This window comes from Pseudomonas sp. 5.2, from assembly GCF_059025405.1.
Genome location: NZ_JBYBHH010000020.1, coordinates 1 through 25,747 on the forward strand (window position 1 = coordinate 1; position 25,747 = coordinate 25,747).

The following is a 25,747-nucleotide window of genomic DNA, read 5'->3' on the forward strand; positions in this document are numbered from 1 at the left end:
GCTGCTCCTACAGGTCGGCGGTATTTCTTACGCACAACTGAATGGCAGGCCAAGCTGAAGCAGATCGTGCCCAGCTATCAACCAGACCCGGGCGTGGAGCAGCGAGCGCCTGTAACTGCTGTATGTGCCGGTACAAGCCGAGCAATAAGTAGCGTTGCGCGTCACTGACTGTAGGAGCAGCCTTGTGCTGCGAAGAGGCAGGTACAGACGCCCGCTAATGGGTAGGCCTGCGCCGGCCTCTTCGCAGCGCAAGGCTGCTCCTACAGGTCGGCGGTATTTCTTACGCACAACTGAATGGCAGGCCAAGCTGAAGCAGATCGTGCCCAGCTATCAACCAGACCCGAGCGTGGAGCAGCGAGCGCCTGCAACTGCTGTATGTGCCGGTACAAGCCGAGCAATAAGTAGCGTTGCGCGCCACTGACTGTAGGAGCAGCCTCGTGCTGCGAAGAGGCCGGTACAGGCACCCACTGATGGGTAGGCCTGCGCCGGCCTCTTCGCAGCACAAGGCTGCTCCTACAGGTCAGGGGGATTTTTTCGCGCACAACAAAAAGCCCGCGCAAGGCGGGCTTTTTGAATAGGATTTGGTCGGAGAGACAGGATTCGAACCTGCGGCCTTCTCGTCCCGAACGAGACGCGCTACCTGGCTGCGCTACACTCCGATGAACGAAATCCTACTGCATCCCTTTTTCGCACGCAAGCCCTTGTTGTTAAAAGGGCGTTTGCCAAAAAGGGCGGCTGAATCACAGCTCTTTGACGGTACGAATCTGGTCTTTGTTCAGGCGCGTACGCTTGCCGTCGAGTTGCTCGAATTCGTAGAAACCAGAGTCCTCGTCAAAGGACGGGGTGTCCACTGCCTGGATCTCGCGGCCATCGTTCAGGGTAATGACGGTCGGCGATGCGCAGCCGGCGAGGGCGCCCAGGCCCAAGGCAAGCAGGAAGGCGGGAAGGGTCCGTTGAATCATCGTGTTTCTCCAGTGCGACAGTGCTAGATGACTTTAAGACGCAGGGCGTCCACGCAAGTTCCTTTCCAGTGCAGCATAGCGGTAAAGCCAGGGTATTGACCAAGGGCAAGCCATAGGGGCACGAGGTTGTATCAGGGGGTGCTGTGTTATAAATGCGCCATCCCATCTTCTTGTGACGGACCCCCATGAAAGCCAAGGCAGATACCCCCTTCGTGCCCCTGAACATCGCCGTGTTGACGGTCAGCGACACGCGCACCTTCGACAATGACACCTCCGGTCAGCTGTTCGTCGATCGCCTGACTGCGGCCGGCCACCAGCTGGCATCGCGGGTATTGCTCAAGGACGACCTGTACAAGATCCGCGCCCAGGTCGCGACCTGGATCGCCGATGACGCAGTGCAAGTGGTATTGATCACCGGCGGTACTGGGTTCACCGGCCGCGACAGCACCCCGGAGGCCGTGGCCTGCCTGCTGGACAAGCAGGTGGACGGTTTCGGTGAGCTGTTCCGGCAGATTTCCGTGGCCGACATCGGCACCTCCACCGTGCAATCGCGGGCCCTGGCTGGCCTGGCCAATGGCACGCTGGTGTGCTGCCTGCCGGGCTCGACCAATGCGGTACGCACCGGTTGGGACGGCATCCTGGCCGAGCAGCTCGATGCCCGCCACCGCCCGTGCAATTTCGTGCCCCACCTAAAGCAGGCAGCGGCCTGTGAAAGCCGTGGTTGAGTCTGCCCAAGCCCGGCCCCTGATGCCGGTGGAAGACGCACTGGCGCGGCTGCTGGCCTTGGCAGAGGCCGCACCCATCCAGGAGACCGAAAATGTGTCGCTGGCCGACGCCGAGGGGCGCGTGCTGGCGCGTGACCTGGTGGCTTCGCTCGACCTGCCGCCCTGGCCGAACAGCGCCATGGACGGCTATGCCCTGCGCCTGGCGGACTGGCAGGGTGAGCCCTTGCCGGTCAGCCAGCGCATCTTCGCCGGCCATGCGCCGCAGCCGCTGCAGCCGGGTACCTGTGCCCGCATCTTCACCGGCGCGCCGGTGCCGGCTGGCGCTGACTGCGTCGAAATGCAGGAAAACGCCGAAGTGGCTGACGACGGCCGAGTGCGCTTCCTCGAACCGCTGAAGGTCGACCAGAACATTCGTCCGCAAGGCCAGGAAACACGCCAGGGTGAGCAGGTGATGAGCGCCGGCACACGCTTGGGCCCGATCGAGCTGGGCTTGGCCGCGACCCTTGGCCAGGCCCGTCTGGATGTGGTGCGTAAAGTGCGCGTGGCGGTGCTGTCGACCGGTGACGAGCTGATCGAGCCTGGCCTGCCCCTGGGGCCAGGGCAAATCTACAACAGCAACCGCCGCTTGCTGGTCAGCTGGCTGCAACGCTTGGGTTGTGAGGTGCGGGATGCGGGGATTTTGCCCGATGACCTGGCGCGCACCCGTGAATGCCTGGCGGCATTGGGTGATGTCGACCTGATTCTGTCCACCGGTGGCGTTTCCGTGGGTGAGGCTGATTACCTGGGTGCCGCTCTGCGCGAGGCCGGCGAGTTGGCCTTGTGGAAGCTGGCGATCAAACCGGGCAAGCCGCTGACCTTCGGGCACTTTCGTGGCGTCCCGGTGATCGGTTTGCCGGGCAACCCGGCGTCCACGCTGGTCACGTTCGGGTTGCTGACCCGGCCGTATCTGTTGCGCCGTCAGGGCGTGGCTGATGTCACGCCGCTGCGCTTCGACATGCCAGCGGGCTTCGACTGGCCCAAGCCAGGTACGCGCCGCGAGTACCTGCGCGCACGCATCGAGCAGGGCCAGGTGCGTATCTACAAAAACCAGAGCTCTGGCGTGCTGCGCAGCGCGGCCTGGGCCGAGGGCTTGGTCGAGGTGCGTGAAGGCAGTACGCCGAAGCAGGGCGACAGTGTGCCGTTCATCCCTTTCAGCGAGCTACTTGGTTGATCGCCCAAGCCAGCCGCCCGCCAGTGGTGTGTCGCTGGCGGGTTGCACCTGGTTGAGGCGCATGTGCACGTTTTCCAATTGCTGGGCGGCAATACTCCAATCGTGACGCTGGCGGGCGAATTGCCGGCCGGCTTCGCTCAATTGGGCCATGCGCCAAGGCTGGTTGAGCAGTTGGGTGATCAGCAGGGCCAGTTGGTCACCATCGTCACTGCCCAGGTAGTGTTCGCCGTTGTTCACGGCCAGCCCTGATACACCCTTGCTGGTGGTGATGACCGGCAGCCCCGCAGCCATCGCCTCGAGCAGCTTCACCTTGGACCCTCCGCCATACAGCAGCGGGGCGAAGAACAGTGCCGAGCGACGTTGCAGCTCGCGCAGGTCGGGGCGGTAGCCGACCCACTCGATGCGTGGGTCGTTCCAATGCAGCTTCCAGCTGGCCGGCAGGGCGTGGCCGGCTATGGCCAGGCGCACGGCCGGGTTACTCATCCACACCTGCGGCATGATCTCTTCCAGCGCCCATTCGATGGCTTCAAGGTTCGAGCCATATTCGAAGTTGCCGACAAACAGCAGGCGCTGGCTGTGCAACGCCGGTTGCACGTGCTGGTAGAAGTCGCAGTCCACGCCACTGACCACCACGTTCACCGGGCGCCCACTGATCTGGGCGATCAGTTCGGCGTCGTGGCTGCTGACCGCCACCACTTCGCTGGGTTGACGCAGCACCCGTTGCTCCCAGCGCCGATAGCGCCAGCGGTCGAATGCATTGAGCGGGCGCAGCCACAGCGGCAGGCGGTCATGGCAGGCGCCGCCCATCACCGATTCCAGGGTGTGCTCGCTGAGCATGAAGGGCAGCCCGCGCGCCTGCAGGGCTTTTTCGAACGGCTGGAAACTGTAGCTGTGCTCGATCTGGATGACGTCCCAGGGTTCGTCCAGCAGTTGCTCGAAGCGGTGCCTCAGGCAGGGCGCCAAACCATTGATGATCGCCCGCATGGGATAGTCGATGATCGGTGAAGCCAGCAGGTTGAGTGGGCTGTGCAGGGCGCGCCTGGGCAACACGATCAGGCGCTCGACCCAGGGTTCAAGGGCTTCACGGGCCGCATCGTTCAGGGGGATCTTGGACTGCACCAACAGGGTGATCCGGTGCCCACGCTGGGCGAGTTCGCGCAGCAGGTGATATTGCCGAGTCTTGCCGCCGCTGGTGGTCGGCCAGGGTAAGTAGGGCAGTGTCCAGAGAATGCGCATGACCCGGAACCCTCGTAACAGATCGCGGATAAAAAGACGCGCCCGTCGGCAGTCAGCCGATCACTGCTGCCGGGGCGCGTCCATGGCTGTCGGTGGAGCAGACATCAGGTGATAAAAAGTCAATAGTTTGACTTTTTGGTAAATTTATTCACCTGGGTCAAATACTTGTCAAAGGTGGCTTTCCTGAGCATAGCCGTGCATTCGCGGGCGTGTAAAAAATGGGTGAAATCCAGTGTTATTGTGCTGGGCATGCAACGATCGGTGTGTGCCGGTGGTCGAGATCTGGGTTAGCTATTTTTTCATGGAGAAGCGCGATGCAAGGGCGCAAGGCAATGTTGATCCTGCACGGCAAGCAGGCGATGAACGAGGCGCTGCGCAGTGCCGTGCTGGCGATGCGCGAGAGCGGCTGGGTGCTGGATGTGCGGGTCACCTGGGAAGCCGGGGACGCTCAGCGCCTGGTGGGCGAGGCGCTGGCCGCTGGCTACACCCATATTGTCGCGGGCGGCGGCGATGGTACGTTGCGCGATGTCGCTGAAGCCATGGGCTTGGCAGCGGCCCAGGCCAGCCTGGCGCTGTTGCCTTTGGGCACCGCCAATGATTTCGCCAAGGCTGCGGGCGTGCCACTGGAGCCGGACGCCGCACTGGCACTGCTGAACACCCCGGCGCGGCCTATCGACCTGGGTCAGGTCGGTGATCAGCTGTTCCTCAACATGGCCACCGGCGGCTTCGGCAGCCAGGTCACGGCCAACACCTCGGAGGACCTGAAAAAGGTCCTGGGGGCTGCGGCCTACCTGTTCACTGGGTTGTCGCGCTTCAGCGAGTTGCAGGCGGCCTCAGTGGAGCTGCAGGGGCCCGACTTCCACTGGCAGGGTGATCTGCTGGCGCTGGGCATTGGCAATGGCCGGCAAGCCGGCGGCGGGCAGGCACTGTGCCCGGAGGCGCTGGCAGACGATGGCCTGCTGGATGTCGCCATACTGCCAGCGCCGCAGGAAGTGGTGGGGGCGTTGCGCGACCTGCTGGCCGGGGATGGGTTGTTTGTCCGGGCCAGGCTGCCCTGGGTTGAGATCAAGAGCTCGCAGGGGCTGGACATCAACCTCGACGGTGAGCCGCTGCAGGTCGACAGCCTGCGCTTCGAGGCAAAGCCCGCCGCGTTGCAGGTGCACTTGCCGGTCGACTCGCCGTTGCTCAGTCGTCCAGGCTGATGATTTTTTCGCGCACCGCGTACAGCACCAGGCCCGCCACATCGTGAATTTGCAGGCGTTTCATGATTTGCGAACGGTGGGTTTCCACGGTCTTGATTGAGAGCCCCAAGCCACTGGCGATCTCCCGGGTGGATTTGCCGCGCACGATCAGGCGCAGGATTTCCAGCTGGCGTGCGGTCAGGTTGTGGCGGTCGCGGTTCGGTTGCTTGCGGTGCTGGGTATGCAGCAGCGCCTGGTTGATGACGGTGTGGGCGATCGCCGGGCTGAGGTAGCGCTCGCCGTTGCGCAGGGCGCTCAGGGCCTGCTCCAGTTCAGTCGCGCTGGTGTCTTTGAGCAGGTAGCCATGGGCGCCGCTTTCCAGGGCCCGCATGATCAAGTCCGGGTCGGTGTGCATCGACAGGATCAGCACCTTACAGGTGCTGCCGCTTGCGCGCAGCTGTGTCAGGGCATCGAGGCCGCTGGTCGAGCGCATGGAAATGTCCAGCAGGACGATATCGGGTGCCAGGTTGCGCACGTGCTCGAGCAGCAGGTTGCCGTCATCGGCTTCACCGGCCACGCAGTAGCCCGGGATGTCGGAGACCAGTGCACGTACCCCGGCGCGGATCAGCGAGTGGTCGTCCACCAACAGCAGTCTACAGGTCATGGGCGGTAAAGCTCCTGGCGCGTTCCTGGGTGCGTGGCGGCCACGGGAACAGCGCTTCGATCTGTGTGCCCACGCCAAGCTGGCTGGTGATGTCGAGACGCCCCTGCAAGGCCGTCACCCGTTCCTGCATGCCGGCCAAACCGCGTTGCCCTGCTTCGGCCGGGTGCCTGGCGGGAACAAAGCCGCGGCCATCGTCCTGAATGGTCAAGGCAAGCCCTGCGGGGCTGCGTTGCAGGCGGATCGACAGATTGCGCGCCTGGGCATGGCGCAGCATGTTGGTCACGGCTTCCTGGGTGATGCGAAACACCGCCATGGCGACGGCTTCGTCAATGCCGCCCAGGCGTTGATTGCAGACCAGGCTCCAGTGCACATCGGTTTTTTCCAGCGTGCGCAGCAGGTGCGCGCGCAGGCTGGCCTCAAGGCCCAGGCTGGCCAGTTGCCGAGGGTTGAGCAGGGCACAGACATCGCGCACGTTGCTCAGCGCGTTGTCGAGCGTGGTGCGCAGCGTGTCGCAGTGGCTGTGCAATTCATCGGGCATACGCCGTTGCAGCCATTGCAACTGAAGCTTGGCTGCGGTGAGCAGTTGCCCGATGTCGTCATGCAATTCGCGGCCCAGGTGCTGGCGCTCGCTTTCCTGCACCATCAGCATGCGCTTGGCCAGTTCCGCCGGGTGCAGGCGGATCGACCCGGCCCCCAGGCCCACGTGCAGGCCTACGCCAAGCATCGCCGCGACCTGCAGCAGCAACAGGCTGGCCGGTATCGCTTGGCCGGCCATGTACAGCAGCAGGTTGGCGACCACGGAGGCCACGCACAGCACGATCGTCATCCAGCGCAGCAGGGCAGTGCGGGAGCAGCAGCGCAGAAGAGTCTTCAAGCGTGGGAGCATAGATAGAAAAGCCACTGAAGTATTGCTGATGGAGGCCTTGCACAAGTCTTAGCAGAGGCTTTGGCGCAGTACTTTATATGTTTTGCGGGGCACGTCCTCAATCAGCCTTGATGCCGGCTGCAGGCGGTCGCTGGCGAGCATGGTAACACTTCACACGGCGTTGGTCGCTGTTGGGCAATGCTTTGAAACCTCATGTTTACGGGCTGTTTCGGCACGTTCGTCCGACTCAAGTCAATAGCAAAGTGCCAGCCGCTATTCGGCTGTCAATCATGCCGAGTGTAACTAGGGCAATAATCACGCGCGCAGTGCTGGCGACAGTTGGCGAAACTTCCAAGTTTGGCCAACAACGCCCTTAGTTGCTCTTTTGTTAGTTAATGTGAAACGCGGGGGTGCGTGCCTTGGGCGGCCGTCGTGGCGGTATGCGGGTGAGTGCAGTGGCTGCCGCGCTCATCGCAGGCGGCACAGGCTTGCGGTAATGGTTGATCGAGCACGCTGGCCAGCTCATTGAGCAATGTGATTTGTTCGCCGGTATCCAGGTTCAGCTGCCCGGTGCGCGGGTCGATCAGCTCCAGTTGCCAGGCCAGCAGGGTCAGGCAAGCGTCGGTTGCGGGCAGGGCTTCACGTTGCAGGCGCTGCTGCTGGCAGGCCGGTGCGAGCAATTGCTGCAGAACGGTGGCGTAGTGGGCAACTTCGAGCAGGTCCAGGCGGGTGGCGCGCCTCGCGAGCGTGTCGAGGGCGGTGTTCAGGCAACCGCAGGCGTCTGCGTCGTTGTCGATCAGTTCCAGGTGCTGCAGGCATTCCTGGGACTGGCTCAGCAAGACTTGCGCATCCAGCAGAAAGTCTTGCAACGCACCTTCAAACGATAAGGCACTGTCCATCAGGACGCTCGGGCGCGTTGGGCGCGGGCAAGGGGCGGGCACGGCGATACGGTAGCGAACAAAAGCCTGACTCCATTCATGCAATGAGAATGGCGTCACATTAATGGCTAATGGATATCGCGAACATCAGGTTGCACCCGATTGCATCTAAGGGTTTCCCTGATGAGAGGCCAGGGTGCAACAAGGTGCTAACGGGCACAGGCCAGCCTGGATGTGCCCGCAGTAAAACATGATGGTAAAGTGATATCAATTACCTTCGCGGCATTTTCCCGCAAGGGTCAAGGTGCGCGTGAACCCGCCGATACAGGGTGGATGAATACACTTTTCCGACTCAAGCCTGGGGGTTTCCAATGGCTGGCATTCTCGACACAGTAGACCAACGCACGCAATTGGTGGGCGAGAACCGCCTGGAAATTCTGATGTTCCGCCTGGCAGGTCGGCAGCTGTTCGCGATCAACGTGTTCAAGGTGCAGGAGGTGCTCCAACTGCCCAAGCTGACCTTGATGCCGCAGCGCCATGCCTTTGTCTGCGGCGTGGTCAACCTGCGTGGGCAGACCCTGCCGGTGATCGACCTGTCCCAGGCGATCGGCATGCGGCCCCTGCAACCCGGGCCGGACAGCACCATCATCGTGACGGAATACAACCGCTCGGTGCAGGCCTTCCTGGTGGGGGGCGTCGACCGCATCGTCAACATGAACTGGGAAGCGATCATGCCGCCGCCGACCAGTGCCGGGCGCCAGCACTACCTGACCGCCATCACCAAGGTCGACGAGAAACTGGTCGAAGTGATCGATGTGGAGAAGGTCCTGGCGGAAATCGTGCCGTACAACGCCAAGGTCTCCGGCGAACGGCTTGCCGACCCGGTGCTGGCCCGCGCCAGAGGCCGTGAAGTATTGCTGGTGGACGACTCCAGCGTTGCCTTGGCGCAGCTGCGTGACACCCTGTCGCAACTGGGCATGAAGCTGCACGTGGCCAGTGATGGCTTGAAGGCGCTGCGCCTGCTCAAAAGCTGGGCTGACGCCGGTGAGGATGTGTGCGAGAAGCTGCTGATGGTGTTCACCGACGCCGAAATGCCGGAGATGGACGGTTACCGGTTGACCACCGAGATCCGTAGCGATGCCCGCTTGCGTCAGCTCTACGTGGTGCTGCACACCTCGTTGTCGGGCAGTTTCAACGAATCCATGGTCAAGAAGGTGGGCTGCGATAACTTCCTGTCCAAGTTCCAGCCGGATCGCCTGGTCGAGGTGGTCAAGCAGCGCCTGCTGCTGGATACGGCTACTGCGTGATCCCTGGCCCTGCCGGGTATAAGCTTGGCGTTTCGAATGACGCGAGGCGGCAGGGATGTTTCTGAGTGAGTTGTATCGATACCCGGTGAAGTCGGGGCAGGCGCAAAGCCTGCAGGCTTCGCCGGTCGGCCAGTTGGGGTTGTTGGGTGACCGCCGCTGGATGGTGGTGGAGGCAGAAAACGGCCGCTTCCTCACCCAGCGTGCCTGGCCACAGCTCGGCCAGCTCAGGGCGAGCGATGACGATGCTGGGCAGTTGCTGCTGGAGGCCCCAGGGCAGGTGCCGTTGCGGGTGCCTGTACCGCTTGCCGACGATGACTTGCGGGGCGTGACTATCTGGCGCGACACCCTGCGGGTGCCCGATGCTGGCGAGGCGGCGGCGAGCTGGCTGTCGGCGCTGCTGGGCAAGGACGTGCGGTTGGTGTATTGCCCGGAGCAACGGGCGCGTTACCTGCCCAATGGTTATGGCTTGAACAGTGACCGTGCGGCGTTTCCGGATGGTTTTCCGCTGCTGTTGATCGGCCAGGGGTCGTTGGACGAGCTCAGTCGGCGTGTTGGTCGGCCCATGGAAATGCTGCGGTTCAGGCCCAACCTGGTGGTACAGGGCGCAGAACCGTTCGCCGAGGACGGCTGGAAGCGGATTCGTATCGGTACCCTCGAGTTTCGCGTGCTCAAGCCCAGCGTACGGTGCATTTTCACCACCATCGATCCACGGACCGGCGAACGCGGCCCGGACCGCGAGCCCATGACCACGCTCAAAACGTTCCGCGAGAAAGAAGGGGATGTGTTGTTCGGGCAGAACCTGGCGGTGGATGGCAGTGGTGTGCTGGAAGTGGGGATGAAGGTCGAAGTCTTGTAGGAGCAGCCTTGCGCTGCGAAGAGGCCGGTAAAAACACCCTGGATCCTCGGTGCTTTTACCGGCCTCTTCGCAGCGCAAGGCTGCTCCTACAAGGGGTGGCTTACATATCGTCGAAGTAGCGCTCGTGCCAATCCACCAGCGGCTGCGGCGAGTTGAGCTTCTGCCCGTAGATCACCGAATACGACAGCACGTTCTGTACGTACTGGCGCGTCTCGTCGAACGGGATCGATTCCACCCACACATCGAAGCTCAGGTGTTTAGCGCCCTTGAGCCACTGGCGTACCCGCCCGGGGCCGGCGTTATAGGCCGCTGAAGCGAGTACCCGGTTGCCATTGAATTGGCTGTGCACCTGGCTCAGGTACGCGGCCCCCAGCTGAATGTTCTTGTCGGGGTTGAACACCTGCGCCGGCGAGGCCAGCGGGATGCTGAACTTGCGCGCGGTTTCCTTGGCGGTGGCCGGCATCAGCTGCATCAAGCCGCTGGCACCCACGCTGGAGCGCGCATCTTCCATGAAGGCACTTTCCTGACGGGTAATGGCGAACACCCAGCTTGAATGCAGGCCGCGGACCTTGGCCTCGCGCACCAGGGTGTCGCGGTGGGCCATCGGGAAGCGGATGTCCAGGTCATCCCAGTACTGGGCCTGGCTGATGGTCCGAATGGCCGGGAAGTACCAGCGCAGTTCATAGGCCAGGCGTGCCTGGGCGACCATCTCGTCACGGGTGAAGTGGCGGCTGACGTGGTACCACTCGCGGCGCCCTTCGACGATCTGCCCGCGGGCATGGAATTCCAGTGCACGTTGAATGCCCGGGGTATTGCGCACCTTAGTGACCAACTGCTGGCTCAGCACCAGGGGCTTGTTGTTCAGCTGGTAGGGGGTTTGTGCACGGTCGGCAGCGAGGAAACCATAGAAGTCACGCTCGCGCGCCACGGTCTTGTACAGCAGTGGAATTTGCGGGTTGTTCGGTTGGGCCAGTTCGAGGCTGCGTGCCTGCCAGTACTTCCAGCGGTTGCTGCTGGCCAGGTCCTGGGGCAGGCGCTTGGTCAGCTCGTAGGCATCTTCCCAGCGGCCCAGGCGCAGCAACAGGCGCAGGCGCCATTCGCTGACGGTGTTGTCGCGCAGCTCGGGGTCGTAGCGGGTCATCAGGTCGAGCGCGCGTGGGTCGTAGCGGCGCGCCAGGGTCAGGCCGATCTCGCGGGCGATGGCGACTTTCTCGTCGCGCGAGAAGTGCATGCGCTGGGCATAGTCGTCGAGCAGGGCCATGGCCCGCTCCGGGTCCTGCCGGGCCAGTCGGCGCAAGCCGAGGCTGACCACGTCGGACATGGCCTCGTTGACCGGGGTGAAGCGCGACGGCTGGTTGAGCAGCTCGGGCTTCTGTGCCACATCGATCAGCAGGCGCCCTTGCGGGCCGAGGGTGGTCAGGGTTTTGACCAGGTTGTTGGCCAGGCCGTAGTTGCGCGCCTGGGCCGCCAGCTTGGTGCGGTTCCAGCGCTTGGCCTCGGTCAACTGGCCCTCGGCGGCCCACATGCCGAACAGCGTGTCACAGGCCGCCGGTTGCGACTTGCCGACATTCCACAGTTTATCGGCCGTGGCATAGCCTTCGGCGCGCAGGCCGTGGCTGAGCTGGTACTGGCCGTTGAGGCAGTCCAGTTCGGTGAAATTGAGCTTGGGGTCGTAGTACTTGACGAAGGTGTTCCATTCGCCGCGCTCGGCCAGCCAGCGCAACCAGCGCAGTTTCATCCAGTTGGCCTGGGGCAGGTCGCCGTGTTTGGCCAGGAACCCTTCGATTTCTTCGTTGCTCGCGCTCTTCAGGCGTGCGGTCAGCTCGTCGTAGGTCAGGTAGGGCGTCAGCGGGTAATCACGCAATTGCTGGGCATAGCGCAGGTACGGGCCTTTGTCGCCCTTGGCCAGGGCGCGCTTGGCCTCGTCGTAGTACTGGCGCTGTTGAGTGAGGTCGAGGGCCTGCGCCGCGCTGGCGGTGGCGGCGGTAAGCAGCAAGCAGGATGCAATCTGTAACAGGCGGCTGCGCATGATACGTCCGGGCAGTTGAACCATGGGGAAGTGACGGCGAAGCCAGCACTGTTGGAAGCTATGCCTTAGCTTAGCCGTTTGCCGGCGGCAGATGAAAGCACAGCGCTTGTATCAAGACATTATGTTCGACCAGATGTCGTAAAGCCCTCACCGGGTGGTCAACTTAATGCCGTGGGGGCCCAAGTCAGGTAGAATGCGCGCCCGATTTATGGAGACCAACATGACCCTGCTCAAATTCAGCGATGTGTCCCTCGCATTCGGCGCCATGCCGCTGCTGGACAAAGTGTCCTGGCAGATCGCTCGTGGCGAGCGGGTGTGCATCATCGGCCGCAACGGCACCGGCAAGTCGAGCATGCTGCGCCTGGTCAAGGGCGAGCAGAAGGGCGACGACGGCGAGATCTGGCGCGCTCCGGGCCTGAAGATCGGCGAGCTGCCGCAGGAATTGCCGCTGGCCGACGAGCGCAGCGTGTTCGATGTGGTGGCCGAGGGCCTTGATGGCGTTGGCGCGTTGCTGGCCGAGTTCCATCACCTGAGCCAGAACATCCAGGGCGACGAAGACCTGGAAAAACTCATGCACGTTCAGCACGAGCTCGAAGCCCGTGACGGCTGGCGCCTGCAGCAGGTGGTGGAAAGCACCCTGAGCCGTCTGCAGCTGCCTGCCGACAAGACCCTGGCCGAGCTGTCCGGTGGCTGGCGCCGCCGCGTGCTGCTGGCCCAGGCGCTGGTGTCGGAGCCTGACCTGCTGCTGCTCGACGAGCCGACCAACCACTTGGACATCGGTGCGATCGCCTGGCTTGAAGAGGCGCTGCGCGGGTTCAATGGCGCGGTACTGTTCATCACCCACGACCGGTCCTTCCTGCAGAATCTGGCCACTCGCATCCTCGAACTGGACCGCGGTGGGCTGATCGACTGGAACGGTGATTACGCCAGCTTCCTGGTGCACAAAGAAGCGGCGCTGGCCGCCGAGGAAACCGCCAACGCGCTGTTCGACAAGCGCCTGGCCCAGGAAGAAGTGTGGATCCGCCAGGGCATCAAGGCCCGGCGCACCCGTAACGAAGGGCGCGTACGTGCCCTCAAGGCCTTGCGCGTCGAGCGCGGCGAGCGCCGTGAGCGTCAGGGCAAGGCGAACATCCAGATCGAGGCGGCGGACAAGTCCGGCAAGCAGGTCATGGTGCTGGAAAATATCAGCTTCGCCCATGCCGACGGCCCGATGCTGGTCAAGGACTTCTCCATGGTCCTGCAGCGTCAGGACCGTATCGGCCTGCTGGGTGCCAACGGTACCGGCAAGACCACCTTGCTCAAGATGATGCTCGGTGACCTGGAGCCTATCTCGGGCAAGGTCGAGCGTGGCACCAAGCTGGAAGTGGCCTACTTCGACCAGATGCGCCATCAGCTCGATCTGGAAAAGACCGTGATCGACAACCTGGCCGAAGGCCGCGATTTCATCGAGATCGATGGCCAGAACCGCCACGTGCTCAGCTACCTGGGCGACTTCCTGTTCAGCCCCCAGCGTGCCCGTACGCCGGTCAAGGCACTGTCGGGTGGCGAGCGTGCGCGCCTGCTGTTGGCCAAGCTGTTCAGCAAACCGGCCAACCTGCTGGTGCTCGACGAACCGACCAACGACTTGGACGTGGAAACCCTTGAGCTGCTTGAAGAGGTGCTGTCCAACTACAAGGGCACCGTGCTGATGGTCAGCCACGACCGGGCCTTCCTCGATAACGTCGTCACCAGCACCCTGGTGTTCGAAGGCGAGGGCAAGGTGCGCGAGTATGTCGGTGGCTATGAGGACTGGATCCGTCAGGGCGGTTCGCCGAAGCTGCTGGGCGTGACCGAAAGCAAGGGCGGCAAGTCCGAGCTCAATAGCGCGGTGGTGGAGAAGCAGGACGTGCAAGCCGCACCGGCGCCAGCGGCGGCTGTGGCCGACGCCTCGAAGAAGAAACTCAGCTACAAACTGCAGCGTGAGCTGGAGATGTTGCCTGGGCAGATCGACGCGATCGAACAGCGCATGGCTGAGGCGCAGGAAGAAGTGAATGCGGCGGGCTTCTATCAGCGGCCAATCGCCGAGACTTCGGCGGTGCTGGCACAGATCGAGAAGCTGCAAGGCGAGCTGGATGTGCTGGTAGAGCGCTGGGCTGAGCTGGAAGGCTGATCAGCGGTTAACCTGAGCCGGCCCCTTCGCGGGGCAAGCCCGCTCCCACAGGTACGCCACATGTCTCAAGGCTTGTGGCGTACCTGTGGGAGCGGGCTTGCCCCGCGAAGAGGCCGGTACAGGTCAAATCATTCCTTCTTCTGTAGCCGCACCGCCAGCACGTCACATGGCGCGCCATGCAGCACGTCGTTGGCAGTGGAGCCCAGCAGCAAAGCCAGGCCATGTCGGCCATGGCTGCCGACCACGATCAAGTCGCACTTCTGGTCCTTGGCCAGTTGGTGGATTTCCTGGCGTGGCTGGCCGTAGGTCAGGTGGGAATCGCCGCGGTTGATACCCGGGTATTTGTTGTACAAGCGCTCCATGCGCTCCTTGGCCTGGTCGAACTGCTGCTGTTGCAGCTGCGACAGGTCCATGGGCACGTCGCCGCCAAATGCCATGGCCATGGGTTCGACGATGTGCACCAGCGAGACCTTGGCGCCTGAGGGTTCCGCGAGCTTCATAGCGCGCTTGATCACCGGGTCGCATTCTTCGGTCAGGTCGACGGCGACCAACAAATGTTCGTATTGCATGAGCGGTACTCCTGACAATCGCGATAGAAGAAGTATGGTCGCTTTCGGGCGGGTCTTCCGTGAAAAATGGCTAACCAGCTCATTTGCAACGCTTTATGGGGTCTACTGATATGACGGTATTGCTGGTGGTGTCAATCCTTGCGCTAATTCTCAGCCCGCTTTCCTGGTTGCGCACGTCGCGCAAGCAGGGCGAGCAGATGAACCTGCGCCTGGAAGCGCGGCGCATGGGCCTGGCCATGCAGCTAGCGCCTCAGCAATGGCCGCACTGGCTGGAAAAGGAGCCGCCAAGCCCCTGCCCGCAGTACCACCGTGGGCGGCGCAAGGGGCGTGAGGACAGCTTCTGCTTCTGGCAGGTCTCGCCAGGCGTGTGGTGGAACCAATGGCGCGAGCCGTGTGAGGACCCACGCCTTGCCGAGGCTTTTGCGCGCTTGCCGGCCAGTGTCTACAAGGTTGAAGCCGACCCCCGCATGATCGCTTTGTACTGGACCGAGCGGGGCGATAAATCTGTATTGCAGGATATTGCGCACGTCCTCGAAACCCTCGCCTGACCCCTCGGCAATTAAAAAGCGGCGTTAAACGACAAAGCGGCGGCTTGGCAGAGCCCCTGAAGGGGTGGGGTGCCAAGTCGCCGCTTTGCGTTCTGCTGCGCAGAAAAGGCCAGGCAGGCCGGGAATGCTTGAAGCCATTGGCAGTGTAGCCGGCTGCCAGCAATCTGCTGAAAAATCTTCCCTTGGCAGGCACGTGCCTATTTTCCCATGGTCAATTGCTGACATGAATGTGCAGCGATCACTGACGTCATGCTTTGTACCCAGACCCTACAAAATGACCGGAAAGTCGTGTTTTCACTCAGTGCGTGAGCATTTGACAACGCTGATCTTTTCGGAGAATGTGTGCACACCCAAATCAAACGGGCGTATGAATTGAGCGTTTGTATGTCACACGGCTCGTTCATAGTCCCGACTAGCGCGCTGACGGGTGTGCCTGGGGCAGGGCGGCATGGCCTGCCTGATGCAGCAGCGACCGGCGTGTACAGTTAGCTTCCATATCGTGGAGATCAGTTGATGATTTACGAAGGTAAAGCCATCACGGTTAAGGCTCTTGAAAGTGGCATCGTCGAACTCAAGTTCGATCTCAAGGGTGAGTCCGTCAACAAATTCAATCGCCTGACCCTGAACGAGCTTCGCGAAGCGGTCGATGCCATCAAGGCCGACGCTTCGGTCAAGGGCGTAATCGTCAGCAGCGGCAAGGACGTGTTCATCGTCGGCGCCGACATCACCGAGTTCGTCGACAACTTCAAGCTGCCCGAGGCCGAGCTGGTAGCCGGCAGCCTGGAAGCCAACCGCATCTTCAATGCCTTCGAAGACCTCGAAGTGCCGACCGTTGCCGCCATCAATGGCATCGCCCTGGGCGGTGGCCTGGAAATGTGCCTGGCGGCCGATTACCGGGTCATGGCCAGCACTGCCAAGATTGGCCTGCCTGAAGTCAAACTGGGCATCTACCCAGGCTTCGGCGGTACCGTGCGCCTGCCGCGACTGATCGGTTCGGACAACGCGGTCGAGTGGATTGCCGCCGGCAAGGAAAACCGTGCCGAAGACGCCCTCAAGGTCGGTGCCGTTGACGCCGTGGTCGCCCCTGAGCTGCTGCAAGCCGGTGCCCTGGACCTGATCAAGCGCGCCATCAGCGGCGAGCTGGACTACAAGGCCAAGCGCCAGCCGAAACTGGAAAAGCTCAAGCTCAATGCCATCGAGCAGATGATGGCGTTCGAGACGGCCAAAGGCTTTGTCGCCGGCCAGGCTGGGCCGAACTACCCAGCGCCGGTCGAAGCCATCAAGACCATTCAGAAGGCCGCCAACTTCGGCCGTGACAAAGCCCTGGAAATCGAAGCCGCAGGCTTTGCCAAGCTGGCCAAGACGTCGGTTGCCCAGAGCCTGATCGGCCTGTTCCTGAACGACCAGGAGCTCAAGCGCAAGGCCAAGGCCCATGACGAGATCGCCCGTGACGTGAAGCAGGCTGCCGTGCTCGGCGCCGGCATCATGGGTGGCGGCATCGCCTACCAGTCGGCGGTCAAAGGTACGCCGATCCTGATGAAGGACATCCGCGAAGACGCCATTCAGCTGGGCCTTAACGAAGCTTCCAAGCTGCTGGGCAATCGCGTCGAGAAAGGCCGCCTGACCCCCGCCAAGATGGCTGAAGCGCTCAACGCCATCCGCCCGACCCTGTCCTACGGCGATTTCGCCCACGTCGACATCGTCGTCGAGGCCGTGGTCGAGAATCCGAAGGTCAAGCAAGCCGTGTTGGCAGAAGTCGAAGGCCAGGTGAAAGAGGATGCCATCCTCGCCTCCAACACCTCGACCATCTCCATCAACCTGCTGGCCAAAGCGCTCAAGCGCCCAGAAAACTTCGTCGGCATGCACTTCTTCAACCCGGTGCACATGATGCCGCTGGTCGAAGTCATTCGCGGCGAGAAGTCCAGTGAAGTGGCGGTTGCCACCACCGTGGCGTACGCCAAGAAAATGGGCAAGAACCCAATCGTGGTCAACGACTGCCCGGGCTTCCTGGTCAACCGCGTGCTGTTCCCGTACTTCGGCGGTTTCGCCAAGCTGGTCAGCGCTGGCGTCGACTTCGTGCGCATCGACAAGGTCATGGAGAAGTTCGGCTGGCCCATGGGCCCTGCCTACCTGATGGACGTGGTCGGCATCGACACCGGCCACCATGGCCGCGACGTCATGGCCGAAGGCTTCCCGGACCGCATGAAGGACGAGCGCCGTTCGGCGGTAGACGCCCTGTACGAGGCCAACCGCCTGGGCCAGAAGAACGGCAAGGGCTTCTACGCCTACGAGACCGACAAGCGTGGCAAGCCGAAGAAGGTGTTCGACGCCGCCGTGCTCGACGTGCTCAAGCCGATCGTGTTCGAGCAGCGTGAAGTCACTGACGAAGACATCATCAACTGGATGATGGTCCCGCTGTGCCTGGAGACCGTGCGTTGCCTGGAAGACGGCATCGTCGAAACCGCCGCCGAAGCCGACATGGGCCTGGTCTACGGCATTGGTTTCCCTCCCTTCCGTGGCGGTGCATTGCGCTACATCGACGCGATCGGTGTCGCCGAATTCGTCGCCCTGGCCGATCAGTACGCTGACCTGGGGCCGCTGTACCACCCGACCGCGAAGCTGCGCGAAATGGCCAAAAATGGCCAGCGCTTCTTCAACTGAGCGTAGAGCGAGAGATTTGATATGAGCCTGAATCCAAGAGACGTGGTGATTGTCGACTTCGGTCGCACGCCAATGGGCCGCTCCAAGGGTGGCATGCACCGCAACACCCGCGCCGAAGACATGTCTGCGCACCTGATCACCAAACTGCTGGAACGCAACGGCAAGGTCGACCCAAAAGAAGTCGAGGACGTGATCTGGGGCTGCGTCAACCAGACCCTGGAGCAGGGCTGGAACATTGCCCGCATGGCGTCGCTGATGACACCGATCCCGCACACCTCGGCGGCGCAGACCGTCAGCCGCCTGTGCGGCTCGTCGATGAGTGCGCTGCACACCGCCGCCCAGGCGATCATGACCGGCAACGGCGATGTATTCGTGGTTGGCGGCGTCGAGCACATGGGCCACGTCAGCATGATGCATGGCGTCGACCCTAACCCGCACCTGTCCTTGCATGCTGCCAAGGCTTCCGGGATGATGGGCCTGACTGCAGAGATGCTCGGCAAAATGCACGGTATCAGCCGTGAACAGCAGGATCTGTTCGGCCTGCGTTCGCACCAGCTTGCTCACAAGGCGACGGTCGAAGGCAAGTTCAAGGACGAGATCATCCCGATGCAGGGCTATGACGAGAATGGCTTCCTGAAGGTCTTCGATTTCGACGAGACCATTCGCCCGGAAACCACCCTCGAAGGGCTGGCGTCGCTGAAGCCTGCGTTCAACCCGAAAGGTGGCACCGTCACCGCGGGTACTTCGTCGCAGATCACCGACGGTGCTTCGTGCATGATCGTCATGTCTGGCCAGCGCGCCATGGACCTGGGCATCCAGCCATTGGCGGTGATTCGCGCCATGGCCGTGGCCGGTGTCGACCCGGCAATCATGGGCTACGGCCCGGTGCCATCGACCCAGAAAGCCCTCAAGCGTGCCGGCCTGAGCATGGCCGATATCGACTTCATCGAGCTCAACGAAGCCTTCGCCGCACAAGCCTTGCCTGTGTTGAAAGACTTGAAAGTGCTCGACAAGATGGATGAGAAGGTTAACCTGCACGGCGGCGCCATTGCTTTGGGCCACCCGTTCGGTTGCTCGGGTGCACGTATTTCCGGCACCCTGCTCAACGTCATGAAGCAGAATGGCGGTACTCTGGGGGTGGCGACCATGTGCGTCGGCCTCGGCCAGGGCATCACCACTGTCTTCGAACGCGTCTGATCGCGTCGCGGGACAGCAGCCGGGGCCTTGTGCCCCGGTTTTGTTTTTTAAAGGTTTTATTAAAAAGGGTGAGCGACATGCAGATACAGCCAGGCGTATACCGGCACTACAAGGGGCCTGAGTACCGTGTCTTCAGTGTTGCGCAGCACTCCGAAACTGAAGAGTGGATGGTCTTCTACCAATGCCTGTATGGTGAATACGGGTTCTGGGTACGGCCTCTTTCGATGTTCCAGGAGTCCGTCGAGGTTGACGGCGAGCAGGTGCCACGCTTTGCTTTGGTCAAGGCCGAAGAAGGGTTGCCTGGGCTGCTGGCCAAGTCGCACGAGTGATCGACCGCGCTTGACCTCACTGTTTTGCCACTATATATAGCGGTGCCGCGTCTGGCACCTGACGCGTTTTTCATCTTCAGATTCAGGAATACTCCGATCCATGGGCAAATCGCTGGTCATTGTGGAATCCCCGGCCAAGGCCAAGACCATCAACAAGTACCTGGGCAACCAGTACGTGGTGAAGTCGAGTATCGGCCATATCCGAGACCTCCCCACCAGCGGTTCGGCCAGCGCTAGCAAAGAGCCGGCCGCCAAGCGTGGTAAGGCTGCGGGTGAGGCGCCGGCCCTTTCGCCGAAAGAAAAGGCACGCCGCCAGCTGGTGGCACGCATGGGTGTCGACCCCGACCACGGCTGGAAGGCCAAGTACGAGATCCTGCCTGGCAAGGAAAAGGTGATCGAAGAGCTGCGCCGCCTGGCCAAGGATGCTGACACCATCTACCTCGCAACCGACTTGGACCGCGAAGGGGAGGCCATTGCATGGCACCTGCGCGAAGCCATCGGTGGTGACGACACCCGCTACAAGCGCGTGGTGTTCAACGAAATTACCAAGAAGGCCATTCAAGAGGCCTTCTCGCAACCGGGCGAGCTGGACATCGACCGCGTCAACGCCCAGCAGGCGCGGCGCTTCCTCGATCGCGTGGTGGGCTACATGGTTTCGCCACTGCTGTGGGCCAAGATCGCCCGTGGCCTGTCTGCAGGCCGTGTACAGTCGGTCGCGGTGAAGCTGGTGGTCGAGCGCGAGCGCGAGATCCGTGCCTTCATCCCCGAAGAGTACTGGGAGATCCACGCCGACCTGGGCACCGCCAAGAACGCCAAGGTGCGTTTCGAAGTGGCGCGCGAGAAAGGCGAGGCCTTCAAGCCACTCAACGAAGCACAGGCCATGGCAGCGCTGGAGAAGCTCAAGGCTTCCAGCTACAGCGTGGTCAAGCGTGAAGACCGCCCGACCAGCAGCAAGCCTTCGGCGCCGTTCATCACGTCCACCTTGCAGCAGGCCGCGAGCAACCGCCTGGGCTTTGGCGTGAAGAAAACCATGATGATGGCCCAGCGTCTGTACGAAGCGGGTTACATCACCTACATGCGTACCGACTCCACCAACCTGTCGGCCGATGCCCTGGACATGGCGCGCAGCTACATCGAGCGCGAGTTCGGCAAGCAGTACCTGCCGGAAAACCCGCTGGTGTATGGCAGCAAGGAAGGCGCCCAGGAGGCGCACGAAGCGATTCGTCCTTCTGACGTCAACACCCATCCGACCAAGCTCAGCGGCATGGAGCGCGATGCAGAGCGCCTGTACGAGCTGATCTGGCGCCAGTTCCTCGCCTGCCAGATGCCGCCGGCGCAGTACCTGTCCACCAGCGTCACGGTGGCGGCTGGCGACTTCGAGCTGCGTGCCAAGGGCCGTATCCTCAAGTTCGACGGTTACACCCGCGTGCTGCCGCAACAGAGCAAGCCTGGCGAAGACGATGTGCTGCCGGAAATGGTCCAGGGTGAAGCGCTCAAGCTGATCCAGATCGACCCGAGCCAGCACTTCACCAAGCCGCCAGCGCGCTTCACTGAAGCCAGCCTGGTCAAGGAAATGGAAAAGCGCGGCATCGGTCGCCCGTCGACCTACGCGGCGATCATCTCGACCATCCAGGACCGTGGCTATGTGACGTTGCACAACCGCCGCTTCTATTCCGAGAAGATGGGCGACATCGTCACCGAGCGCCTGTCCGAGAGCTTCTCCAACCTGATGGACTACGGCTTCACCGCCGGCATGGAAGAGAACCTCGACGACGTGGCCCAGGGCGAGCGTGACTGGAAGAACGTGCTCGACGAGTTCTACGGCGACTTCAGCAAAAAGCTGCAGACGGCCGAGTCGGCCGAAAACGGCATGCGTGCCAACCAGCCGACCATGACCAACATTCCGTGCAAGGAATGTGGCCGCCCGATGATGATTCGTACCGCCTCCACCGGCGTGTTCCTCGGTTGCTCGGGCTACAGCCTGCCGCCCAAGGAACGTTGCAAGGCAACCGTCAACCTGGTGCCAGGTGACGAGATTGCCGCGGATGACGAGGGTGAATCGGAATCCCGCGTGCTGTTGGGCAAGCACCGTTGCCCGATCTGCGCCACGGCGATGGACGCTTACCTGCTGGACGAGAAGCACAAGCTGCACATCTGTGGTAACAACCCGGATTGTGCGGGCTACGAGATCGAAGAGGGCAGCTACCGCATCAAGGGCTACGAAGGGCCGAGCCTGGAGTGCGACAAGTGTGGCAGCGAGATGCAGCTCAAGACTGGCCGTTTCGGCAAGTTCTTCGGTTGCACCAACCCTGCCTGCAAGAACACCCGCAAGCTGCTCAAAAGCGGTGAGGCGGCGCCACCGAAGATGGACAAGGTGGAAATGCCAGAGCTGAAGTGCGAGAAGGTCGATGACACCTATGTGTTGCGCGACGGTGCTTCGGGGTTGTTCCTGGCGGCCAGCCAGTTCCCGAAAAACCGCGAGACCCGTGCGCCGCTGGTGCTGGAGATCGTCCCGCACAAGCATGAGATCGATCCGAAGTACCACTTCCTCTGCGATGCCCCGCAGAAGGACCCGGAAGGCCGCCCAGCGGTGATTCGCTACAGCCGCAAGACCAAGGAGCAGTACGTGCAGTCCGAGGTCGATGGCAAGCCGACGGGGTGGAAGGCGTTCTACGACGGCAATGCGTGGAAGGTTGAAGACAAGCGCTGATTGGCATTGAACGGGGGCCGCTTTGCGCCCCATCGCCGGCAAGCCGGCTCCCACAGGTGCAGCGCCATTTCAACGGTGGCGCTCCCCCTGTAGGAGCCTGCTTGCCGGCGATGGGGCGCAAAGCGGCCCCAGTTGTTTATGCGACATTCAGCTTGCGGCCAGCCAGGCCATCCCTGAAACTGATCCTAATCGCTTACCAGCCTTTAGGGAGGTCACTCGAGATGGCCCAGGAACTCTACACCCGCACCAACCAGAAACTGTTCTTCGCCGGCCTCGCCCTCGAGTCCATGGCCAAAGCCGAACAGGGCCAAGCCATGAACGCTCAGGGCTTGGTCCAGGCCGAACGCGAATCGGCGCTGTTCCACTTGTACGGCGCGCTTCTGGGCCTGTGCCATGAAATTGGTGGCTACTACCGCCTACCAACGGCGTCGAGTGTCGAACAACTGCTTGAAGGCGATGCGCTGAATGGCATCGCTATCCCCGAGGTGGCCGAGCTGCTGGAATTGGCCCGTCAGCGCGAAACCTGGCTGGCGCAAATGCTGAGTGCTTATGCCGATTTGTTCCGACCACCGGTCGCGAAAAAAACGCCTAAAACCGATGTCACCCAGCCGCTGATTCAGGCCGTCAACCTCGATGAGCCCGAGCAGCCTGCGCTGTCGCGTGAAGAACTGGAAAGCTGGCGCAGCAACCTTAAAAGCTTGGTGAGACGTTTCCGTGACGCGTTGAGTGAGTGCTGATAGCCGCTGCGGCTGATACAATACTGGCCTTTCGTGGAGAACAGCCTTATATGTCTACGTCTTTTCTGGAAATTGTCGAGTTGCCTGATGGCCGGATCGAACTGCGTCGTGCGGAGGATGAGGGCTCTCTGGTAACCCTGGATTTCTCGGAAGACGCCAAGGCGTTCCTGCAGGGTCAGCATGTAGAAGTGGCCAAGGCCATGCTCAGTGTCGGCGTGCAGATGGCCGGTCGCCTGATGGACGGCGAGCTCGAACGCGACGAAGGCCCTCGCGTTCTGCATTGATCGCGTTGCGTGGTATCAGTGCTTTTGAAGTAACAGGCAAAGCCTGAACATCAGCCGAGGCGGATGTTCAGGCTTTGTGCGTTTCCGGTGCTGGCTGAGCGCAGCAGCAGTTGACGTGCACTGGCATTGACGCTGCCAAGCCAGCTGACCACGGTGTGGCTGCGGCCAAGGCGCAGCGCTTCGCAGGTCAGTTGCAGCGGGCTCTGATTGCCACGAGGGTGCAGCAGCAGGATGCGTTCGCGGTTGAGGCCGGCATCGCGCAACCAGGCCTGGGTCAGGCTCGAGGGTGGGGCGATCAGGGTCAGCCAGCGGGCGTCTTCCTCTTCGCTCAGTTCGCGCAGGACCGGGGCCAACAGGCTCTGGCAATGCTCGGCAGCGCCGCGCAGTGACAGCTCGCTGAACAGCTCGGGGTGGCTGCTCTTGCGCGTCTGCTCGCTGGCCTTCAGGCCCGGCAGAATGGGCTGGGCAAGGAATGCTTCGAACAATGGCAACTGGGCTTGCTCGGGTGCGTGAATGAACTGCTGCATGGCGCCTCCTGGATCAGCGGCGTATGACGCCGACGCTCAAGCCCTCGATCACCAGCTCCTGTTCTTTCAGGTCGACTTCGATGGGGGCGAATTCGGGGTTTTCGGCAACCAGCCAGACCTTGGTGCCTTCGCGCTTGAAGCGCTTGACGGTCACTTCGTCACCGATGCGGGCGACGACGATCTGGCCATTGCGGGCTTCGCGGCAGGTGTGCACTGCCAGCAGGTCACCGTCGAAGATGCCGACATCCTTCATGCTCATGCCGTGCACGCGGAGCAGATAGTCGGCGCGAGGGTGGAAGAAGGCAGGGTTGATGTTGCAGGATTGCTCGATGTGCTGCTCAGCGAGGATCGGTGCGCCCGCTGCGACCCGGCCGATGATCGGCAGGCCGCTTTCGTCGGCCTTGGCCTCGAACCCGGGGATACGGATGCCGCGGGATGCGCCGGGGGTCATCTCGATGGCGCCTTTGCGAGCAAGGGCCTTCAGGTGCTCTTCGGCGGCGTTGGGCGATTTGAAGCCCAGCTCCTGAGCGATTTCAGCGCGTGTCGGTGGAAAGCCGTTGTCTTCAAGGCAACGTTTGATGAACGCGAGAATTTCAGCTTGGCGTGGCGTCAGTTTCAACATGGTGAGCGCTCTGTCTTTTTATACAGTGACTGGGATTATATACAGTACTGGATGAGCTGCAAGCACCCTGTACGAAGAAACAGCGAGAATGGCGCTTGCAGCGCGGTCATTGGCGTTTTTAAATGGCGACCGCCCAGTCACCGAGCCTTGACAGACGCAGGCCTGAAACGTATGTTTCAAACACCTGTTTGTCTGGCGGAATAATCATGGCCCAATCGGAAACCGTTGAACGCATTCTCGATGCTGCCGAGCAGCTGTTCGCGGAAAGAGGCTTCGCTGAAACCTCGTTGCGGTTGATCACCAGCAAGGCCGGGGTGAACCTGGCTGCGGTCAACTACCACTTCGGTTCCAAAAAGGCCCTTATCCAGGCGGTCTTCTCGCGTTTCCTCGGCCCTTTCTGTGCCAGCCTCGAACGTGAACTCGAGCGTCGCCAGGCGCGCCCGGAGCAAAAGCCCAGCCTCGAAGAGCTGCTCGAAATGCTCGTCGAGCAGGCCCTGGCCGTGCAGCCGCGCAGCAACAATGACCTGTCTATCTTCATGCGCCTGCTGGGGCTGGCTTTCAGCCAGAGCCAGGGGCACCTGCGGCGTTACCTGGAAGACATGTACGGCAAGGTGTTCCGCCGCTACATGCTGCTGGTCAACGAAGCCGCGCCACGGGTTCCGCCGCTGGAGCTGTTCTGGCGCGTGCACTTCATGCTCGGCGCTGCAGCGTTCAGCATGTCCGGCATCAAGGCGTTGCGCGCCATCGCCGAAACCGATTTTGGCATCAATACCTCGATCGAACAGGTCATGCGCCTGATGGTGCCGTTCCTGGCAGCAGGCATGCGCGCTGACAGCGGGGTCACCGACGAAGCCATGGCAGCCGCCCAACTGCGCCCGCGCAGCAAGACCAGCAGCACAGCCACCGCCAAGGCCTGAAGGCTGGGCGGGGCAGGGCGCTTCGGCTAAGCTAGCGCCCATGCCCGATCTCGATCTATTGCACATCTCCCTTGCCGACCAATGCCTCTATGGGTTCGCCCAGGGCCGCTTGTGCCTGCGCCTGGCGGTGTCCACGGCGCGTAACGGCGCCGGCGAGCGCAATGGATCGGGCTGCACGCCGCGTGGCCTGCATCAGGTACGGGCGAAAATTGGCGCGGGCCTGCCGCTGAACGCGGTGTTGCGTAGCCGGCGCTGGACCGGTGAGGTCTGGTCGCCTGAGTTACATGAGCGGTTTCCCGGGCGGGACTGGGTCCTCACCCGTATCCTCTGGCTCAGCGGCTGCGAGCCGGGCGTCAACCGCCTCGGCGCCGTCGACACGTTCCGCCGCTATATCTACTTGCATGGCACACCTGAGACCGAACCTTTGGGCGTGCCGCTGTCCCATGGCTGCATACGCCTGCACAACACCGATTTGCTTGGCCTGTTCGACCGCGTGCCGGCCCATTGCCGGGTGCGCATCGAAGAGGCGGCTTGCCCCCAGTGGGCTTCTTTAAGTCTTCAATGAAGGATTTCCCATGACCGTC

Annotated in this window: 24 protein-coding genes, 1 tRNA gene and 2 pseudogenes; 17 read left to right on the plus strand and 10 right to left on the minus strand. The window is 62.2% G+C overall.

What is annotated here, in order from left to right; translation table 11 throughout:
• A pseudogene (locus AC5PZ0_RS24450) lies at nucleotides 1-115 on the plus strand (hypothetical protein); the annotation flags it as partial.
• A gap of 171 nt (nucleotides 116-286) precedes the next feature.
• A pseudogene (locus tag AC5PZ0_RS24455) lies at nucleotides 287-401 on the plus strand (hypothetical protein); the annotation flags it as partial.
• A gap of 181 nt (nucleotides 402-582) precedes the next feature.
• On the opposite strand, the gene AC5PZ0_RS24460 reads toward AC5PZ0_RS24455, so the two are convergent.
• Both AC5PZ0_RS24460 and AC5PZ0_RS24465 read right to left on the minus strand, forming a co-directional pair.
• Nucleotides 583-659 (minus strand) — tRNA-Pro (locus AC5PZ0_RS24460).
• Between the two features lie 81 nt (nucleotides 660-740).
• Nucleotides 741-962 carry a YgdI/YgdR family lipoprotein gene (locus AC5PZ0_RS24465; RefSeq protein ID WP_027596642.1) on the minus strand — a complete coding sequence of 74 codons (222 nt, stop codon included), beginning with the start codon at nucleotides 960-962 and terminating at the stop codon, nucleotides 741-743.
• Between the two features lie 185 nt (nucleotides 963-1,147).
• Between AC5PZ0_RS24465 and moaB the strand changes: the two genes are divergently transcribed.
• A complete protein-coding gene (gene moaB / locus AC5PZ0_RS24470) occupies nucleotides 1,148-1,687 on the plus strand; it encodes a molybdenum cofactor biosynthesis protein B (RefSeq protein ID WP_027596641.1) in 540 nt (179 codons plus the stop codon).
• Nucleotides 1,688-1,709: 22 nt separating this feature from the next.
• On the plus strand, nucleotides 1,710-2,897 hold the full coding sequence (locus AC5PZ0_RS24475; RefSeq protein WP_172960421.1) for a molybdopterin molybdotransferase MoeA: 1,188 nt from the start codon (nucleotides 1,710-1,712) through the stop codon (nucleotides 2,895-2,897).
• Here AC5PZ0_RS24475 and AC5PZ0_RS24480 read toward each other — a convergent pair.
• Nucleotides 2,886-4,133 carry a glycosyltransferase family 4 protein gene (locus AC5PZ0_RS24480; protein WP_027596639.1) on the minus strand — a complete coding sequence of 416 codons (1,248 nt, stop codon included), beginning with the start codon at nucleotides 4,131-4,133 and terminating at the stop codon, nucleotides 2,886-2,888. The two genes, AC5PZ0_RS24475 and AC5PZ0_RS24480, sit on opposite strands and share 12 nt — an antisense overlap.
• 314 nt (nucleotides 4,134-4,447) lie before the next feature.
• Here AC5PZ0_RS24480 and yegS point away from each other — a divergent pair, with 314 nt between their 5' ends.
• The gene (gene yegS, locus AC5PZ0_RS24485) at nucleotides 4,448-5,335 is read left to right on the plus strand and encodes a lipid kinase YegS (RefSeq protein ID WP_099430046.1); all 888 of its coding nucleotides are present in this window, start codon (nucleotides 4,448-4,450) and stop codon (nucleotides 5,333-5,335) included.
• Here the strand turns inward: yegS and AC5PZ0_RS24490 are convergent.
• From AC5PZ0_RS24490 to AC5PZ0_RS24500, 3 genes are all read right to left on the minus strand, one after another.
• A complete protein-coding gene (locus AC5PZ0_RS24490; protein WP_027596637.1) occupies nucleotides 5,319-5,978 on the minus strand; it encodes a response regulator in 660 nt (219 codons plus the stop codon). The genes yegS and AC5PZ0_RS24490 overlap by 17 nt on opposite strands.
• Entirely contained in the window at nucleotides 5,968-6,864 is an 897-nt protein-coding gene (locus AC5PZ0_RS24495) for a sensor histidine kinase (RefSeq protein WP_454242270.1), read from the minus strand. The genes AC5PZ0_RS24490 and AC5PZ0_RS24495 overlap by 11 nt, the downstream gene beginning before the upstream one ends.
• A gap of 371 nt (nucleotides 6,865-7,235) precedes the next feature.
• Nucleotides 7,236-7,742, minus strand: a complete 507-nt coding sequence (locus tag AC5PZ0_RS24500; RefSeq protein WP_265970328.1) for a histidine kinase — start codon at nucleotides 7,740-7,742, stop codon at nucleotides 7,236-7,238.
• A 350-nt stretch (nucleotides 7,743-8,092) separates the two neighbouring features.
• On the opposite strand from AC5PZ0_RS24500, the gene AC5PZ0_RS24505 reads away from it, so the two are divergent.
• Both AC5PZ0_RS24505 and AC5PZ0_RS24510 read left to right on the plus strand, forming a co-directional pair.
• Nucleotides 8,093-9,028 carry a chemotaxis protein CheV gene (locus AC5PZ0_RS24505; RefSeq protein WP_099453380.1) on the plus strand — a complete coding sequence of 312 codons (936 nt, stop codon included), beginning with the start codon at nucleotides 8,093-8,095 and terminating at the stop codon, nucleotides 9,026-9,028.
• Nucleotides 9,029-9,083: 55 nt separating this feature from the next.
• Nucleotides 9,084-9,884, plus strand: coding sequence for an MOSC domain-containing protein (locus AC5PZ0_RS24510; protein WP_493855891.1), 801 nt, complete (start codon nucleotides 9,084-9,086; stop codon nucleotides 9,882-9,884).
• A gap of 100 nt (nucleotides 9,885-9,984) precedes the next feature.
• On the opposite strand, the gene AC5PZ0_RS24515 is transcribed toward AC5PZ0_RS24510, so the two are convergent.
• The gene (locus AC5PZ0_RS24515) at nucleotides 9,985-11,913 is read right to left on the minus strand and encodes a transglycosylase SLT domain-containing protein (protein WP_027596633.1); all 1,929 of its coding nucleotides are present in this window, start codon (nucleotides 11,911-11,913) and stop codon (nucleotides 9,985-9,987) included.
• A 220-nt stretch (nucleotides 11,914-12,133) separates the two neighbouring features.
• On the opposite strand from AC5PZ0_RS24515, the gene AC5PZ0_RS24520 reads away from it, so the two are divergent.
• A complete protein-coding gene (locus tag AC5PZ0_RS24520; protein WP_027596632.1) occupies nucleotides 12,134-14,062 on the plus strand; it encodes an ATP-binding cassette domain-containing protein in 1,929 nt (642 codons plus the stop codon).
• A gap of 128 nt (nucleotides 14,063-14,190) precedes the next feature.
• On the opposite strand, the gene AC5PZ0_RS24525 is transcribed toward AC5PZ0_RS24520, so the two are convergent.
• Nucleotides 14,191-14,631, minus strand: coding sequence for a universal stress protein (locus AC5PZ0_RS24525; RefSeq protein ID WP_085274209.1), 441 nt, complete (start codon nucleotides 14,629-14,631; stop codon nucleotides 14,191-14,193).
• Between the two features lie 110 nt (nucleotides 14,632-14,741).
• Between AC5PZ0_RS24525 and AC5PZ0_RS24530 the strand changes: the two genes are divergently transcribed.
• The 7 genes from AC5PZ0_RS24530 to AC5PZ0_RS24560 all read left to right on the plus strand — a co-directional run bounded on the left by AC5PZ0_RS24530 (nucleotide 14,742) and on the right by AC5PZ0_RS24560 (nucleotide 23,097).
• Complete coding sequence (locus AC5PZ0_RS24530; protein ID WP_454242267.1) at nucleotides 14,742-15,179, plus strand: hypothetical protein; 438 nt, start codon at nucleotides 14,742-14,744, stop codon at nucleotides 15,177-15,179.
• Between the two features lie 513 nt (nucleotides 15,180-15,692).
• The gene (gene fadB / locus AC5PZ0_RS24535; RefSeq protein ID WP_186703866.1) at nucleotides 15,693-17,840 is read left to right on the plus strand and encodes a fatty acid oxidation complex subunit alpha FadB; all 2,148 of its coding nucleotides are present in this window, start codon (nucleotides 15,693-15,695) and stop codon (nucleotides 17,838-17,840) included.
• A 21-nt stretch (nucleotides 17,841-17,861) separates the two neighbouring features.
• Nucleotides 17,862-19,037, plus strand: a complete 1,176-nt coding sequence (fadA, locus tag AC5PZ0_RS24540) for an acetyl-CoA C-acyltransferase FadA (protein ID WP_027596628.1) — start codon at nucleotides 17,862-17,864, stop codon at nucleotides 19,035-19,037.
• A gap of 77 nt (nucleotides 19,038-19,114) precedes the next feature.
• Complete coding sequence (locus AC5PZ0_RS24545) at nucleotides 19,115-19,366, plus strand: DUF1653 domain-containing protein (protein WP_027596627.1); 252 nt, start codon at nucleotides 19,115-19,117, stop codon at nucleotides 19,364-19,366.
• Nucleotides 19,367-19,466: 100 nt separating this feature from the next.
• Entirely contained in the window at nucleotides 19,467-22,076 is a 2,610-nt protein-coding gene (topA, locus tag AC5PZ0_RS24550) for a type I DNA topoisomerase (protein ID WP_027596626.1), read from the plus strand.
• A gap of 221 nt (nucleotides 22,077-22,297) precedes the next feature.
• Nucleotides 22,298-22,813, plus strand: coding sequence for a DUF6586 family protein (locus AC5PZ0_RS24555; RefSeq protein ID WP_027596625.1), 516 nt, complete (start codon nucleotides 22,298-22,300; stop codon nucleotides 22,811-22,813).
• 50 nt (nucleotides 22,814-22,863) lie between these two features.
• On the plus strand, nucleotides 22,864-23,097 hold the full coding sequence (locus tag AC5PZ0_RS24560; RefSeq protein WP_004376430.1) for a hypothetical protein: 234 nt from the start codon (nucleotides 22,864-22,866) through the stop codon (nucleotides 23,095-23,097).
• Nucleotides 23,098-23,147: 50 nt separating this feature from the next.
• On the opposite strand, the gene sulA is transcribed toward AC5PZ0_RS24560, so the two are convergent.
• A complete protein-coding gene (gene sulA, locus AC5PZ0_RS24565; protein WP_027596624.1) occupies nucleotides 23,148-23,624 on the minus strand; it encodes an SOS-induced cell division inhibitor SulA in 477 nt (158 codons plus the stop codon).
• 13 nt (nucleotides 23,625-23,637) lie between these two features.
• Nucleotides 23,638-24,246, minus strand: coding sequence for a transcriptional repressor LexA (gene lexA, locus AC5PZ0_RS24570; RefSeq protein ID WP_027596623.1), 609 nt, complete (start codon nucleotides 24,244-24,246; stop codon nucleotides 23,638-23,640).
• A 206-nt stretch (nucleotides 24,247-24,452) separates the two neighbouring features.
• Here lexA and AC5PZ0_RS24575 point away from each other — a divergent pair, with 206 nt between their 5' ends.
• Together AC5PZ0_RS24575 and AC5PZ0_RS24580 are read left to right on the plus strand one after the other, a co-directional pair.
• A complete protein-coding gene (locus AC5PZ0_RS24575; protein WP_027596622.1) occupies nucleotides 24,453-25,163 on the plus strand; it encodes a TetR/AcrR family transcriptional regulator in 711 nt (236 codons plus the stop codon).
• Nucleotides 25,164-25,203: 40 nt separating this feature from the next.
• Nucleotides 25,204-25,728 carry a L,D-transpeptidase family protein gene (locus AC5PZ0_RS24580; RefSeq protein ID WP_493855892.1) on the plus strand — a complete coding sequence of 175 codons (525 nt, stop codon included), beginning with the start codon at nucleotides 25,204-25,206 and terminating at the stop codon, nucleotides 25,726-25,728.
• The last annotated feature ends 19 nt before the right edge of the window (nucleotides 25,729-25,747 follow it).

What these genes read in the sequence shown, in the direction of transcription:
- AC5PZ0_RS24510 (WP_493855891.1), top strand. Translation starts at nt 9,084, where the DNA reads ATGTTTCTGAGTGAGTTGTATCGATACCCGGTGAAGTCGGGGCAGGCG.
- AC5PZ0_RS24515 (WP_027596633.1), bottom strand. Translation starts at nt 11,913, where the DNA reads ATGCGCAGCCGCCTGTTACAGATTGCATCCTGCTTGCTGCTTACCGCC.
- yegS (WP_099430046.1), top strand. Translation starts at nt 4,448, where the DNA reads ATGCAAGGGCGCAAGGCAATGTTGATCCTGCACGGCAAGCAGGCGATG.
- AC5PZ0_RS24490 (WP_027596637.1), bottom strand. Translation starts at nt 5,978, where the DNA reads ATGACCTGTAGACTGCTGTTGGTGGACGACCACTCGCTGATCCGCGCC.
- AC5PZ0_RS24465 (WP_027596642.1), bottom strand. Translation starts at nt 962, where the DNA reads ATGATTCAACGGACCCTTCCCGCCTTCCTGCTTGCCTTGGGCCTGGGC.
- AC5PZ0_RS24530 (WP_454242267.1), top strand. Translation starts at nt 14,742, where the DNA reads ATGACGGTATTGCTGGTGGTGTCAATCCTTGCGCTAATTCTCAGCCCG.
- AC5PZ0_RS24475 (WP_172960421.1), top strand. Translation starts at nt 1,710, where the DNA reads ATGCCGGTGGAAGACGCACTGGCGCGGCTGCTGGCCTTGGCAGAGGCC.
- AC5PZ0_RS24495 (WP_454242270.1), bottom strand. Translation starts at nt 6,864, where the DNA reads ATGCTCCCACGCTTGAAGACTCTTCTGCGCTGCTGCTCCCGCACTGCC.
- AC5PZ0_RS24545 (WP_027596627.1), top strand. Translation starts at nt 19,115, where the DNA reads ATGCAGATACAGCCAGGCGTATACCGGCACTACAAGGGGCCTGAGTAC.
- sulA (WP_027596624.1), bottom strand. Translation starts at nt 23,624, where the DNA reads ATGCAGCAGTTCATTCACGCACCCGAGCAAGCCCAGTTGCCATTGTTC.
- AC5PZ0_RS24555 (WP_027596625.1), top strand. Translation starts at nt 22,298, where the DNA reads ATGGCCCAGGAACTCTACACCCGCACCAACCAGAAACTGTTCTTCGCC.
- topA (WP_027596626.1), top strand. Translation starts at nt 19,467, where the DNA reads ATGGGCAAATCGCTGGTCATTGTGGAATCCCCGGCCAAGGCCAAGACC.
- fadB (WP_186703866.1), top strand. Translation starts at nt 15,693, where the DNA reads ATGATTTACGAAGGTAAAGCCATCACGGTTAAGGCTCTTGAAAGTGGC.
- moaB (WP_027596641.1), top strand. Translation starts at nt 1,148, where the DNA reads ATGAAAGCCAAGGCAGATACCCCCTTCGTGCCCCTGAACATCGCCGTG.
- AC5PZ0_RS24575 (WP_027596622.1), top strand. Translation starts at nt 24,453, where the DNA reads ATGGCCCAATCGGAAACCGTTGAACGCATTCTCGATGCTGCCGAGCAG.
- fadA (WP_027596628.1), top strand. Translation starts at nt 17,862, where the DNA reads ATGAGCCTGAATCCAAGAGACGTGGTGATTGTCGACTTCGGTCGCACG.
- AC5PZ0_RS24480 (WP_027596639.1), bottom strand. Translation starts at nt 4,133, where the DNA reads ATGCGCATTCTCTGGACACTGCCCTACTTACCCTGGCCGACCACCAGC.
- AC5PZ0_RS24560 (WP_004376430.1), top strand. Translation starts at nt 22,864, where the DNA reads ATGTCTACGTCTTTTCTGGAAATTGTCGAGTTGCCTGATGGCCGGATC.
- lexA (WP_027596623.1), bottom strand. Translation starts at nt 24,246, where the DNA reads ATGTTGAAACTGACGCCACGCCAAGCTGAAATTCTCGCGTTCATCAAA.
- AC5PZ0_RS24505 (WP_099453380.1), top strand. Translation starts at nt 8,093, where the DNA reads ATGGCTGGCATTCTCGACACAGTAGACCAACGCACGCAATTGGTGGGC.
- AC5PZ0_RS24580 (WP_493855892.1), top strand. Translation starts at nt 25,204, where the DNA reads ATGCCCGATCTCGATCTATTGCACATCTCCCTTGCCGACCAATGCCTC.
- AC5PZ0_RS24500 (WP_265970328.1), bottom strand. Translation starts at nt 7,742, where the DNA reads ATGGACAGTGCCTTATCGTTTGAAGGTGCGTTGCAAGACTTTCTGCTG.
- AC5PZ0_RS24520 (WP_027596632.1), top strand. Translation starts at nt 12,134, where the DNA reads ATGACCCTGCTCAAATTCAGCGATGTGTCCCTCGCATTCGGCGCCATG.
- AC5PZ0_RS24525 (WP_085274209.1), bottom strand. Translation starts at nt 14,631, where the DNA reads ATGCAATACGAACATTTGTTGGTCGCCGTCGACCTGACCGAAGAATGC.